The organism is Eikenella sp. Marseille-P7795 (assembly GCF_916618725.1).
In the GTDB taxonomy this organism is placed as follows: Bacteria; Pseudomonadota; Gammaproteobacteria; order Burkholderiales; family Neisseriaceae; genus Eikenella; species Eikenella longinqua.
In genome coordinates, this window is sequence record NZ_CAKAJZ010000006.1 from 29,112 (window position 1) to 41,591 (window position 12,480).

General features: G+C 54.7%; 12 protein-coding genes and 1 pseudogene. 11 read left to right on the forward strand and 2 right to left on the reverse strand.

What is annotated here, in order from left to right; genetic code table 11:
* Positions 1-208: 208 nt before the first annotated feature.
* Complete coding sequence (gene murJ / locus LG371_RS09120; RefSeq protein WP_067593166.1) at positions 209-1,747, reverse strand: murein biosynthesis integral membrane protein MurJ; 1,539 nt, start codon at positions 1,745-1,747, stop codon at positions 209-211.
* A gap of 527 nt (positions 1,748-2,274) precedes the next feature.
* Here murJ and LG371_RS09125 point away from each other — a divergent pair.
* The gene (locus tag LG371_RS09125) at positions 2,275-2,847 is read left to right on the forward strand and encodes a hypothetical protein (RefSeq protein ID WP_067593164.1); all 573 of its coding nucleotides are present in this window, start codon (positions 2,275-2,277) and stop codon (positions 2,845-2,847) included.
* A 159-nt stretch (positions 2,848-3,006) separates the two neighbouring features.
* On the opposite strand, the gene LG371_RS09130 is transcribed toward LG371_RS09125, so the two are convergent.
* The gene (locus tag LG371_RS09130; protein ID WP_225748330.1) at positions 3,007-3,798 is read right to left on the reverse strand and encodes an inositol monophosphatase family protein; all 792 of its coding nucleotides are present in this window, start codon (positions 3,796-3,798) and stop codon (positions 3,007-3,009) included.
* A gap of 74 nt (positions 3,799-3,872) precedes the next feature.
* Between LG371_RS09130 and LG371_RS09135 the strand changes: the two are divergent.
* The 10 genes and pseudogenes from LG371_RS09135 (at position 3,873) to atpD (ending at position 12,480) form a co-directional block, all read left to right on the forward strand.
* A pseudogene (locus LG371_RS09135) lies at positions 3,873-4,591 on the forward strand (16S rRNA (uracil(1498)-N(3))-methyltransferase).
* A gap of 231 nt (positions 4,592-4,822) precedes the next feature.
* The gene (locus LG371_RS09140) at positions 4,823-5,686 is read left to right on the forward strand and encodes a ParB/RepB/Spo0J family partition protein (RefSeq protein WP_067593155.1); all 864 of its coding nucleotides are present in this window, start codon (positions 4,823-4,825) and stop codon (positions 5,684-5,686) included.
* Between the two features lie 305 nt (positions 5,687-5,991).
* The gene (locus LG371_RS09145; protein ID WP_067593153.1) at positions 5,992-6,345 is read left to right on the forward strand and encodes an ATP synthase subunit I; all 354 of its coding nucleotides are present in this window, start codon (positions 5,992-5,994) and stop codon (positions 6,343-6,345) included.
* Positions 6,335-7,204, forward strand: a complete 870-nt coding sequence (gene atpB, locus LG371_RS09150) for a F0F1 ATP synthase subunit A (protein WP_067593151.1) — start codon at positions 6,335-6,337, stop codon at positions 7,202-7,204. Before LG371_RS09145 ends, atpB begins: the two co-directional genes overlap by 11 nt.
* A gap of 52 nt (positions 7,205-7,256) precedes the next feature.
* Positions 7,257-7,511, forward strand: a complete 255-nt coding sequence (atpE, locus tag LG371_RS09155) for a F0F1 ATP synthase subunit C (protein WP_067593149.1) — start codon at positions 7,257-7,259, stop codon at positions 7,509-7,511.
* Between the two features lie 54 nt (positions 7,512-7,565).
* A complete protein-coding gene (locus LG371_RS09160; protein WP_067593147.1) occupies positions 7,566-8,036 on the forward strand; it encodes a F0F1 ATP synthase subunit B in 471 nt (156 codons plus the stop codon).
* Positions 8,037-8,040: 4 nt separating this feature from the next.
* Positions 8,041-8,586 carry a F0F1 ATP synthase subunit delta gene (locus LG371_RS09165; RefSeq protein ID WP_067593145.1) on the forward strand — a complete coding sequence of 182 codons (546 nt, stop codon included), beginning with the start codon at positions 8,041-8,043 and terminating at the stop codon, positions 8,584-8,586.
* A 9-nt stretch (positions 8,587-8,595) separates the two neighbouring features.
* Positions 8,596-10,143, forward strand: a complete 1,548-nt coding sequence (atpA, locus tag LG371_RS09170; protein WP_067593143.1) for a F0F1 ATP synthase subunit alpha — start codon at positions 8,596-8,598, stop codon at positions 10,141-10,143.
* 23 nt (positions 10,144-10,166) lie between these two features.
* A complete protein-coding gene (gene atpG, locus LG371_RS09175) occupies positions 10,167-11,045 on the forward strand; it encodes a F0F1 ATP synthase subunit gamma (RefSeq protein WP_067593141.1) in 879 nt (292 codons plus the stop codon).
* A 37-nt stretch (positions 11,046-11,082) separates the two neighbouring features.
* Positions 11,083-12,480, forward strand: coding sequence for a F0F1 ATP synthase subunit beta (atpD, locus tag LG371_RS09180; RefSeq protein WP_067593139.1), 1,398 nt, complete (start codon positions 11,083-11,085; stop codon positions 12,478-12,480).

Genomic DNA, 12,480 nt, shown 5'->3' on the forward strand with positions numbered 1-12,480 from the left:
TTTGTGGTGGTGGGCGGCGTGTTGTGGCTGATCGGCCGCAACCAGGAAGCGCAGCCCGCCTTGGCAGAAGACGAGGAAGATTAAGCATTCTTCAGGCCAAACCATCAGCCGGCAAGCAAACGGGCTTGCCGGCTGATGGTTTTTTTATCGTGGATATTTTTCAGGTAGCCTGCTGCCAGGCTAAAGAGGCTACCTGAAAACCAAAGCGCTACACCTCCCGCCGCTTAAAATCGCGCGGCCGGAAGCCCAGCAGCCCCAACGTGGAAAAATACAGCACCATGCCGAAGCCGATTAGCGCAAACAGCTGCACCGTGCGCCGCAGTCCGCCCACCTGCACCCATTCCAGCGCCGCATAATGCTGCGCCGCCAGCAGCCCGCCGCCCATCACCGCCAGCGCCACCGCCAGCTTCAGCAAAAACTTGCGCCAGCCCGCCTTGGGCTGATACATCTCCTTCACCCGCAGCAGTGTATACAAAAACGCCGCATTGATGCACGCCCCCAGGCTGATGGAGAGCGCCAGCCCCGCATGATGCAGCTTCCACACAAACATCAGGTTCATCAGCTGCGTGCAAATCAAGGTCACAATCGCCACCTTCACCGGCGTTTTGATGTTTTTCTGCGCGTAGAACCCCGGCGCCAGCACCTTGATCAAAATCATCCCCAAGAGCCCCACCGCATAAGCAATCAGCGCCTGCTGCGTCATCAGCGCATCGTGCACGCCGATTTTGTTATACATAAACAGCGTGGCCACCAGCGGGAAGGCCAGTACCGCCATGCCCACCGCCGCCGGCGCCGTGAGCAGCAGGCACAAGCGCAGGCCCCAATCCAGCAGCGCCGAAAACTCGCGCTGGTCGCCCGTGGCCGCGTGTTTGGAAAGCCCCGGTAGCAGGATCGTGCCCAGCGCCACACCCAGCACGCCCGTGGGCAGCTCCATCAGCCGGTCGGCAAAATACATCCACGACACGCTGCCGCTTTGCAGGTAAGACGCGATATTGGTGTTGATCACCAACGACACCTGCGCCACCGAGGTGCCCAAAATTGCCGGCGCCATCTGCCTGATCACGCGGTTTACCGCCGGGTCGCCGAAATGCAGCTTCGGCAGCTGGAAAAAGCCCAGCTTAAACAGCCACGGCAGCTGGAACACCAATTGCAGCACCCCGCCGCAAAACACGCCCCAGCCCAGCGCCATCACCGGCTCTTCGAAATGCGGCGCCCCCAAGAGCGCAAAGCCAATTAGCGACACATTGAGCAGCACCGGCGTGAAGGCCGGCACGGAAAACTTGCCGTAGGTGTTCAAAATGCTGCCCACCAAAGACGACAGCGAAATCAGCAGGATATACGGGAAAATAATCCGCAGAAGCTGCGAAGCCAGCACAAACTTTTCCGGCTTGCCGCCCCAGCCGCTGGCCGTGGCCCAAATCACCGCTGGCGCTGCCAGCACGCCAATGGCGGTAACGATGAGCAGCGCAAACATCAGCATCCCGGCCACGTGTTGCACAAAACGCTGCGTTTCCGCGGGCGATTTCTTCTGCCGGTATTCCGCCAAAATCGGTACGAAAGCCTGCGAAAACGCGCCCTCGGCAAAAATGCGGCGTAGCAGGTTGGGCAGGCGGAAGGCCACCACGAAGGCGTCCATGGCGATGCCCGCGCCGAAAATCCGCGCCAACACTGCATCGCGCACAAAGCCGAGCACGCGCGAGAGCATGGTCATGCTGCCGATTCTGGCCAGGGCTCCGAGAAGGTTCATGCTTTTCTATACCTGTGGATAAAACGGGCGCCAGTTTACCGCAAGGGCGGGGCGGGGGGAATGCTTGTTTGGCTTGCGTCTTGCTCAAACGGGGCTTTCGCGCGGGGCGGATGAGGCTACCTGAAAGCGCGAGCTTCAACGAAGTAGACCGATGTCTTGGCGCAGCCAAGGCTGAGTTTCTGCGAAGCTATAGCGAACCAAATTGGCTTTCGATACCAGGCAGCGAGCCGCAGGCAGTACAGGAGTACGGCAAGGCGAGCTAACGCCGTAGCGAAAGTTAAAGTTGGTTTACTATAAAAATGTTTGGCTGTTTGGGAGGCGCTGGGGTTTTCAGGTAGCCTCGGCGGACAGGCTACCTGAAAAAGTGTGCGCGGATGGAAATGGGGATGATGGGCTGCCTGCTTATCCGGCACGGAATTTCCGGCAGCTTGCCAAATTTCAGGTAGCCTCCGGTCGCTGCCTGCGCCGTAGGAAGAACACGGGGCTTTGGCTATAATGCGGCCTTTTGTTGCTCCGAGCCGCCTGTCATGTACCGATTGATTTCCGACGCCGCCAACCTGATGCGGCTGCAATTGCGCCCCGCCGATGAATATGTGTATCCGCTGCACGATATGCTGGGCGCGCTGGTGGTGGTGGCGGCAGTGAACACGGCGATGATGACGCCGCTGGTGAGCGGGCAATACGGCTTGATGGCGCTGATGTTTTGCCTGCAGCTGGTGAAGTGGCCGGTGTTCAGCACGGTGATGGACAAGCTGTTGGGCGCGATGTCGGGCCGTCGGGTGTGGCTGTGGGGCTTTGTGCTGGTGTCGGAGGTGCTGGCGGTGCCGCTGCTGCTGGTGGTGTATGTGCCGCATTTGGCGCTGCTGGGCAATATTTGGTCGATGTGGGGCACGGTGGCCACGATAATCGGCTTTGCTCGGCTGGGCGGGGTGCGGGTGTGGCAGGTGTTGCTGGGCTATGTGCTGAGTTTCTGCGTGCTGTTTGTGGTGGCGGGGCTGCTGTGGGTGTTGTTTGTGACGCTGGGGGTGGTGGACACGGCGCAGATGGAGCAGATGATGATGCGCTGGCAGGAGCTGATGAATGCGGCGCAGCAGCCGTGATGGCGGATGAGGCTACCTGAAAGCGTGAGTTTCAACGAAGTGGGCCGATGTCTTGGCGCAGCCAAGGCTGAATTTCTGCGAAGCTAAAGTGTCGGCGCCAGCGAAGCTAAAAATGGGCGGGTTTTTCAGGTAGCCTTTATTTCCAGGTAGCCTCCATGCTTACTGGTTGGCGCGAATCCAAGCCAGCCAGCGCTCGAACAGGTCGGGCTGCAATCCGGCAATCACGGAGCGTTTGAACACGTGCTCGCCGCTCCAGAAGCTGTCGCCTTCCAGCGTGGCGAGTCGGCCGCCGGCTTCTTCGTAAATCAGGGCGCCGGCGGCGTAGTCCCACAGTTTCTGCCCGCCGTGGAGATAAAGGTCGTAGCGGCCGGCGGCCAGGTAGCACCAGTCGAGCGTGCTGGCGCCCATGCTGCGCTGCGAGCCGAAGGGGTGGAGGGTTTGCATGCGGCTGGCGAGTTTGCCGGAGCGCAGGTATTTCACTTCTACGCCGGCGATGGCTTCTTTCAGCCGCTTGGGCGCGTGGCGCAGCGGCAGGCTTTGGCCGTTGAGGCTGGCGCCGCGCCCGTGTTCGGCGGCAAACATTTCCCGCATCATGGGGTGGAATATTGCGCCCAGCCGGCTGCGGCCGTGCCGAACATAGGCCACGGAGAGGGCGAAATGCGGCAGGCCGTTGATGAAATTGTTGGTGCCGTCGATGGGGTCGACCACCCACAGCCCGCTCTGGGCATGCCGCCGCCACATGGCGAGCTGCTCGTCGGCGCTCATTTCTTCGCCGAGCATCGGGCAGGCGATGAGCTGCGGCAGGCGTTCGGCAAACAGGGCTTGGGCGTGCAGGTCGGCCTCGGTGAGGCGGCTGCCGTCGCTTTTGGTGCTGACGGCGGCGTTGAGAAAGCGCGGCATCACGGCGGTTTGCGCTACTTCGCGCACCAGTTCCGTCAAACGGGTTAGCAAAATCTTTCCTTCCCAATGGGTTTTCTGATAGAAATAGAAACGGGATATTAACCATTTTTCGGGGTAAACAACAAATGCCGCGTTTTTATGTTGCGCAAACTTTTGCCGAGGGCGGGGTGCTGAGGCTACCTGAAAATGTCTGCCGGCATATCCAGGTGCTGCGTTTGCAGGCGGGCGCGCCGTTGGTGCTGTTCGACGGGCGGGGCGGGGCGGTGCAGGCGGTGTTGCTGGAAATCGGGCGCAGGCAGGCGCTGGCGCGGGTGGATAAGCTGCTGGCGGAATCGCGCGAATCGCCGCTTCAGGTGGTGCTGATGCAGGCGGTGTCGGCTTCGGAAAAGATGGATTTTGCCGTGCAGAAGAGCACGGAATTGGGCGTGGGGCGGATTGTGCCGGTGTTGTCCGCGCGTTCCAATGTGCGCCTGCCGGGCGGGCGGAGAAAAAAGTGCGGCGCTGGCAGGATATCGCCATTTCGGCCTGCGAACAATGCGGGCGCAACCAAGTGCCGCAAGTGGCGCCGATTGCCGATTTGGCGCAGGCGCTGGCGGCTTTGCCGGCGGAAGCGGGCGCGCGCTTGCTGCTGAGCCCGCACGACGGCGTGCCGCTGCGCAGCCTGCCGAAAGTGCAAAACGCGGTGCTGCTGATTGGGCCGGAAGGCGGTTTGACTGCGGAGGAGGAAGCGCTGGCGCGTTCGCACGGCTTTCAGCCGGTGCGGCTCGGCGCGCGCGTGTTGCGCACGGAAACGGCGGCGCTGGCGGCGCTGGCGGCAATGCAGGCGCTGTGGGGCGATTTTTAGCGGCGGGGGGGCGGCGCGGCGCTGTGTTAGAATAGGCGCGATTTGAATACGCTGTTTTGGCTTCGTTGAAGCGCACGTTTTCAGGTAGCCTTTCAAGCCGTAAAGGCTACCTGAAAACATCCTGGCTGAAACCGCATGTATTAGTATTTTCAGGTAGCCCCAATGGTTTTCAGGTAGCCTCCCCCTGGCTTGAGGCTACCTGAAAAATAAAACGGATTAGGAAACAACAATATGGCAAAACCCAAAAGCGGCCTCGGCGGTCGGGGCTTGGATTCACTGCTGGCCGGCGCCATCGGTGACAGCAGCGGCGACCGGCTCACCAGCGTGCCGGTGCGCGACATCAAGCCCGGCCGCTACCAGCCGCGCTCGCAAATGGACGACGAAAGCCTGCAAGAGCTGGCCGATTCGATTAAGGCGCAGGGCGTGATCCAGCCCGTGATTGTGCGCGAACACGGCCTCTCGCAATACGAGCTGATTGCCGGCGAACGCCGCTGGCGTGCCAGCCAGCTGGCCGGTTTGGCCGAAATCCCCGTGGTGATCAAAAGCATCGGTGACGAAGCCGCGCTGGCCATGGGCTTGATTGAAAACATCCAGCGCGAAAACCTCAACCCGATTGAAGAGGCACAGGGCTTGCGGCGGCTGGTGGACGAGTTCGGCCTCACGCACGAAACCGTGGCTCAGGCCGTGGGGCGCAGCCGCAGCGCGGTATCGAACAGCCTGCGCCTGTTGGCTCTGCCCGAGCCGGTGCAGGAAATGCTGTTTCTGCGCCAGCTGGAAATGGGGCACGCGCGCGCGCTACTGCCGTTGCCGGTGATGGAGCAGCTGGCGCTGGCGCAAAAGGCGGTGAAAAACGGCTGGTCGGTGCGCGAAGTGGAGCGGCGCAGCCAGCTGGCGCAACAGGCGCAGCAGGAGAAAAAGCCGAAAACCGTCAGCCCCGACATCCTTCATCTCAATGAAGCGCTCACGGAAAAGCTGGGCGTGCGCGCGGAAGTGCAAACCGGCAACGGCAAGCGCGGCAAAGTGGTGTTGCATTTTGACAGCCCGGAAACCTTCGCCCGCCTGATGCGGCAGCTGGATGTGGATTTGCCTGAATAAACGGGGGAGCGGGCAGGCTGGTTTGGCTCTGCGGCAAGCCTTGATAAGGCATCATTTTTAGCTTCATGGAGGCTGACGTTTTAGCTTCGCAGAAACTCAGTCTTGGCTGCGCCAAGACATCGGTCCACTTCGTTGAAGCTCACGCTTTCAGGTAGCCTGAAGCCGAAAAGCCGTTGGCGCAGGTATGGCAGGCAGGCTGTGTGTTTAAATTGAACTCATTTGACAAAGATTAACACTTTTCTTGACACTAAGCCTGTTTTTGCTTATATTTGCGCGGCTATTGTTTAGCTGATAAAGATGGTCATATGGCAGCGGCAATTTATCTCCAATTGGCGGTAACGGTGGTGTTGGCTGCTGTTTTTTGGGCGTTTTCCGGCGCGGCTGCGGCTAAGTCTGCGGCGTTGGGCTGCTTGAGCTATCTGCTGCCGACCATGCTGGCGGTACTGGTTTTAAGGTTTCTTCGGCGCTTCCCCAAGTGGCGGGATGGCGCGTTTTGGATTGGAGAAGGCTTAAAAATAGTACTGGCGGTCGTTCTGATGACGCTGGTGTTTGTTTTTTATCGCCAACGAATCGTATTTGTTCCGTTTATTGTCGGGTTGATTGCGGTGAGTCATGCGGTGTTACTGATATTTTGGAAAGCTAGAAAGTATGGCCAGTGAAAGCATGAGTGCAGCCGACTACATCAAGCACCACTTGCAAAGCTTGACCAGTTTGTCGGATGTGAGCAAAGGGCAGGGTCTGCAAAATATTGCCGACTTTTCCTATGTCAATTTAGATTCCCTTTTTATTGCAACGGTTTTGGCTGTTATCGGCTCGCTGGTGATGTGGTATGGTGCCCGCAAGGTAACGCCTGGTGTGCCGGGGCGCTTTCAGGCTGCAATCGAAATTCTGTTTGAGTTTATCGATAATCTTTGCAAGGGTATGATTCATAACGAGCAATCTCGCAAGACAGTGGCGCCGCTGGGTTTGGCGCTGTTTGTGTGGATTGTGCTGATGAATACCATGGACTTGCTGCCGGTGGATTTGCTGCCGTGGATTTGGCAGCATATTACAGGCAATCATCATGCGCTGCTGCGTGTGGTGCCGACTGCTGATTTGAATATTACTTTGGGTATGTCTATCGGCGTGTTGCTTACCTGTTTCATGTTCAATATCAAGCTCAAAGGCTTGGGTGGCTGGATTCATGAGCTGTTTGCTGCGCCGTTCGGCATCTGGTTGGCTCCGTTCAACTTCGTCTTGAATCTGGTTGAGTTTTCTTCTAAAACCATTTCCCACGGCATGCGACTCTTCGGTAATATGTACGCCGGTGAGCTTGTGTTCTTGCTGATTGCGATGCTCGGTGGTGCTTGGGCAATGCCTGGCGAAGCGGTTACTTGGGTGGATCCTGTATTGGCGTTCTTCCATATTTTGGCTGGGTTCGTATGGGCGGTGTTCCATATTCTGGTTATTGTGTTGCAGGCGTTTATTTTTGTTGCGTTGGCTTTTGTGTATATCGGGCAGGCGCATAGTTCCCACTAGTTTGTAGTTTTTTGTAGTTGTATTTTTAACTTTCACTTGTAAGGAGTTTCAAATGGATTTGAATAGTGTATTGGCCATCACTTGCGGCCTGATTGTTGCCTTTGGTGCTGTGGCTGCTGCGGCCAGTATTGCATTCGTAGGTTCAAAATATCTGGAGGCTTCTTCTCGTCAGCCTGAGCTGATCGAGCCGTTGCAGACCAAGTTGTTCCTGATTGCCGGTTTGATTGACGCGGCGTTCCTGATCGGTGTGGCTGTTGCCCTGTTGTTCGCGTTCGTGAATCCGTTTGCTCCGGCAGTTGCAGGTTAAGATTACACAAACTTTTTACGTTTGTTTTAACCCTAACTGTGAAGGTTGAGTAAAGTGAATATTAATTCAGCTTTAATCATACAGATTATTGTCTTCTGCCTGCTGGTGTGGTTCACAGTAAAATTTGTGTGGCCACCCATCGCTAAGGCTTTGGATGAGCGAGCCAGCAAGATAGCTGAAGGCTTGGCTGCTGCTGAACGTGGAAAACATGATTTCGAGCAGGCTGAGAAAAAAGTAGCCGAAATTATGTCTGAAGGCCGCGGGCAGGTGGCAGAAATTATTGCCAATGCCGAAAAGCGTGCTTCTCAAATTGTTGAAGAGGCAAAAAAACAGGCTGCCGTTGAGGCTGCTCGTATTGCTGCGCAGTCTAAGGCTGATGTGGAGCAGGAGTTTAATCGGGCTCGTGAGGTTTTGCGTGAGCAAGTGGCCGTGCTGGCTGTTAAAGGTGCCGAACAGATTCTATGCAGTGAGATTAATGCCGATAAACATGCCCAGCTTTTGGGTATGCTGAAGCAGGAGCTGTGAGACTATGGCTGAACTTGCCACTATTGCCAGGCCGTATGCGAAAGCATTGTTCGAATTGGCTATTGAAAAGGGTTATGCTGAAGCTTGGCTGGAAAAGCTGAAAGAGCTGGCTTGGGCTGTTAGCCAACCTAAACTTGCTACGTTTATTGAGGATGCAGGGGTCGCTGCTTCGGTTAAGGCGGATACCCTGGTTGGTTTGTTGGATGGCATTCATGCGCCGCAATATGCAGAATTTAAGAATTTTCTGTATGTGTTGGCGGAAGCTGGGCGGTTGATGGTTTTGCCAGATATTTATGCCCAATATCAAGAGTTTCTGCTGTCGAAAGATCATATCCAAAAAGCTATTGTTTATAGCGCTTTTCCAATGAGCGAAGGTCAGTTTGCTAAGGTGGTAAGTGATTGCCAGCAGAAATTTGGCCATAAGCTAGATGCTACGCTGGAAATTGTTCCTGAGCTGATTGGTGGTATCAAGATCGAAGTTGGAGATAAAGTCTTAGACTTGTCCGTGCAGGGGAAATTGAAAAGCCTGTATGCGGCAATGATAAATTAGGAGAGTTTCATGCAGCTTAATCCTGCTGAAATCAGTGAGTTGTTGAAATCCAAAATTGAGAACCTGAATACAAAACAGGAAGCGAACACTTATGGTGGCGTGATTTCTGTGACTGACGGTATTGTGCGTGTGCATGGGCTGTCAGATGTGATGCAGGGGGAGATGCTGGAGTTTCCTGGTAATACGTTTGGCTTGGCCATGAACTTGGAGCGAGATTCAGTCGGCGCGATTGTGCTGGGTGAGTATGAGCACATCAAAGAAGGCGATCAAGTCAAATGTACGGGTCGTATTCTTGAGGTGCCGGTTGGTCGCGAACTGGTTGGTCGTGTAGTAAATGCGTTAGGGCAGCCGATTGACGGTAAAGGACCAATCAATGCAAAAGAAACTGCACCGATTGAGAAAATTGCTCCTGGCGTGATTGCTCGCCAGTCTGTGGATCAGCCTATGCAGACTGGCTTAAAGTCTGTGGATTCCATGGTGCCGATTGGCCGTGGTCAGCGTGAGTTGATTATCGGCGACCGTCAAACCGGTAAGACGGCTGTAGCATTGGATGCGATCGTCAATCAAAAAGGTACCGGCGTTATCTGCATCTATGTGGCCGTAGGCCAAAAAGCTTCTTCTATCGCCAACGTAGTGCGTAAATTGGAAGAGCACGGTGCAATGGAGCATACCATTGTGGTGGCTGCTACAGCTTCAGAAGCTGCTGCACTGCAATTTATTGCTCCGTACTCTGGTTGCACCATGGGTGAATACTTCCGCGATCGTGGTGAAGACGCCCTGATTGTGTATGATGATTTATCTAAACAGGCTGTGGCATATCGTCAAATTTCTTTGTTGCTGCGCCGTCCTCCTGGTCGTGAAGCCTACCCTGGCGACGTGTTCTATTTACATAGCCGTTTGCTGGAACGTGCGGCTCGCATCAATGTGGCTGAGGTGGAAAAACTCACTAATGGTGAAGTGAAAGGCAAAACCGGTTCACTAACTGCGTTGCCGATTATTGAGACTCAGGCAGGTGACGTATCTGCCTTCGTTCCGACTAACGTGATTTCTATTACTGACGGCCAGATTTTCTTGGAAACTGACTTGTTCAACTCCGGTATCCGCCCTGCGATTAACGCCGGTATTTCGGTATCACGCGTAGGTGGTTCGGCTCAAACTAAGGTCATCAAGAAACTGGGTGGTGGTATCCGTTTGGCTTTGGCTCAATACCGCGAATTGGCAGCGTTCTCCCAATTTGCCTCTGACTTGGATGAGGCAACCCGCAAGCAGCTGCAGCATGGTGAAGTGGTTACTGAATTGATGAAGCAAAAACAATTCAGCACTATGAGCATTGCTGAGATGGCTTTGACTTTGTGGGCAATCAATAAAGGCTCGTACGAAGATATTCCTGTGTCTAAGGCATTGGCGTTTGAAGCTGATTTCTTGGGCTATGTGCGTACCCAACATGCCGACGTGCTGGATCAAATTAACCAGAGTGGCGTGATGAGTGAAGAAAACGAGCAAGTTTTGACCGATGCAATTAACACGTTCAAAGCATCTCGTAATTATTCGGCCTAAAGTTCGTAAGGGGAAAATCTGAAATGGCAGTAGGGAAAGAAATCCTCACTAAAATCCGTAGTGTGCAAAACACACAGAAGATTACCAAAGCCATGCAGATGGTATCGACTTCCAAAATGCGGAAAACGCAGGACAGAATGCGTTTAGCACGCCCTTATGCAGAAAAAGTACGGGTAGTGATGAGCCATTTGGCACAGGTTGAAACCGAACATAAGCAGCTGCCAATTTTGGAAAGTCGTGAGAATATCCGGCGAGCCGGGTTTATTCTGATTACAACCGATAAGGGCTTATGCGGTGGATTGAATGCCAATTTGCTGAAAAAATTCCTATTGAAGGTTCAGGAATACCAACAGCAGGGCATTGAAGTTGAAGTGGTCTGCTTTGGCAGCAAGGGGTTGGCTACCTGTAACCGTGCGGGGCTCAATGTAGTGGCCAGTGCGGTAAATTTGGGCGATACTCCGAAGATGGAAGTGCTGCTCGGCTCACTTACCGAGGTTTTCCAGCGCTATGCTGATGGCGGTTTGGATGTGGTGCATTTGGTGTACTCAAGATTTATCAACACTATGCGCCAAGAACCGAATGTCGAGATGTTGCTGCCGATTGGCCATAATGTGCTGAACGAAATCTCGGAAGACGAAGAATACGGTCGCGAATACAAATATGAGCCTTCTCCGATTGCTGTGCTGGAATATTTGGTGCGTCGTTATTTGGAATCGGTGGTTTATCAGGCTTTGTGCGAAAACATGGCTTCAGAGCAGTCTGCCCGTATGGTGGCGATGAAGGCCGCTACGGATAATGCAAGTAATGCGATTAAAGAATTGCGCTTGATTTATAACAAATCTCGTCAGGCTGCAATTACTACGGAATTGTCAGAGATTGTAGCCGGTGCAGCCGCTGTTTAGGTAAGCAGGCAGATTTGAAAAATTAGGATATAGATAAATGGATCAAGGCAAAATCGTACAAATCATTGGTGCGGTCGTCGACGTGGAATTTCCCCGTGCCGCTATCCCGCGCATTTATGACGCATTGAAGCTGGTCGATACCGATTTAACGCTGGAAGTGCAGCAGCAGCTCGGCGATGGCGTTGTTCGTACTATTGCGATGGGCAGCACCGACGGCCTGAAGCGAGGGTTGGCGGTAAACAATACCGGCGCACCGATTACCGTACCTGTGGGCAAGGCCACTTTGGGTCGCATCATGGATGTGCTTGGCAATCCGGTAGACGAGCAAGGCCCGATCGGTTCTGATCAAACGCGTGCCATCCACCAATTCGCACCTAAATTTGACGAACTGTCTAGTATGACCGAGTTGTTGGAAACCGGTATTAAAGTGATCGATTTGCTCTGCCCCTTTGCCAAAGGCGGTAAAGTGGGCTTGTTCGGCGGTGCCGGTGTTGGCAAAACCGTGAACATGATGGAGCTGATCAACAACATTGCCAAGGCACACAGCGGTTTGTCCGTGTTTGCCGGCGTGGGTGAGCGTACCCGTGAGGGTAACGACTTCTACCACGAAATGAAAGATTCCAACGTGTTGGATAAAGTGGCGATGGTGTATGGTCAAATGAACGAGCCGCCCGGCAACCGTTTGCGCGTAGCCCTGACCGGTTTGTCTATGGCCGAATATTTCCGTGATGAAAAAGACGAAACCGGCAAAGGTCGTGACGTATTGTTCTTCGTGGACAACATCTACCGTTATACCTTGGCCGGTACTGAAGTATCCGCACTGCTCGGCCGTATGCCGTCTGCCGTAGGTTATCAGCCGACGCTGGCCGAAGAAATGGGCCGTCTGCAAGAGCGCATTACTTCCACTCAAACCGGTTCTATTACCTCGATCCAAGCCGTATATGTGCCGGCGGACGACTTGACCGACCCGTCTCCCGCCACCACCTTCGCCCACTTGGATGCGACCGTGGTATTGAGCCGCGATATTGCCTCGCTGGGTATTTACCCCGCCGTGGATCCGCTGGACTCCACTTCCCGCCAGCTCGATCCGATGGTGTTGGGTCAGGAGCATTACGACGTGGCTCGCGGCGTGCAATCCACTTTGCAGAAATACAAAGAGTTGCGCGACATCATTGCTATTTTGGGTATGGACGAATTGTCTGATGAAGACAAGATGACCGTAATGCGCGCCCGTAAGATCCAGCGCTTCCTGTCGCAGCCCTTCCACGTGGCCGAAGTGTTTACCGGCTCGCCCGGCAAATACGTTCCGCTGCGCGACACCGTGGCCGGCTTCAAGGCGATTTTGAGCGGCGAATACGACCACCTGCCGGAACAGGCTTTCTACATGGTGGGCGGTATCGAAGAGGCCGTGGAAAAAGCCAAAACCTTGAATTGA

Coding starts and splice junctions, on each gene's coding strand:
- murJ (WP_067593166.1), bottom strand. CDS start 1,747: ATGAACCTTCTCGGAGCCCTGGCCAGAATCGGCAGCATGACCATGCTC.
- LG371_RS09125 (WP_067593164.1), top strand. CDS start 2,275: ATGTACCGATTGATTTCCGACGCCGCCAACCTGATGCGGCTGCAATTG.
- LG371_RS09140 (WP_067593155.1), top strand. CDS start 4,823: ATGGCAAAACCCAAAAGCGGCCTCGGCGGTCGGGGCTTGGATTCACTG.
- LG371_RS09145 (WP_067593153.1), top strand. CDS start 5,992: ATGGCAGCGGCAATTTATCTCCAATTGGCGGTAACGGTGGTGTTGGCT.
- atpB (WP_067593151.1), top strand. CDS start 6,335: ATGGCCAGTGAAAGCATGAGTGCAGCCGACTACATCAAGCACCACTTG.
- atpE (WP_067593149.1), top strand. CDS start 7,257: ATGGATTTGAATAGTGTATTGGCCATCACTTGCGGCCTGATTGTTGCC.
- LG371_RS09165 (WP_067593145.1), top strand. CDS start 8,041: ATGGCTGAACTTGCCACTATTGCCAGGCCGTATGCGAAAGCATTGTTC.
- atpA (WP_067593143.1), top strand. CDS start 8,596: ATGCAGCTTAATCCTGCTGAAATCAGTGAGTTGTTGAAATCCAAAATT.
- atpG (WP_067593141.1), top strand. CDS start 10,167: ATGGCAGTAGGGAAAGAAATCCTCACTAAAATCCGTAGTGTGCAAAAC.
- atpD (WP_067593139.1), top strand. CDS start 11,083: ATGGATCAAGGCAAAATCGTACAAATCATTGGTGCGGTCGTCGACGTG.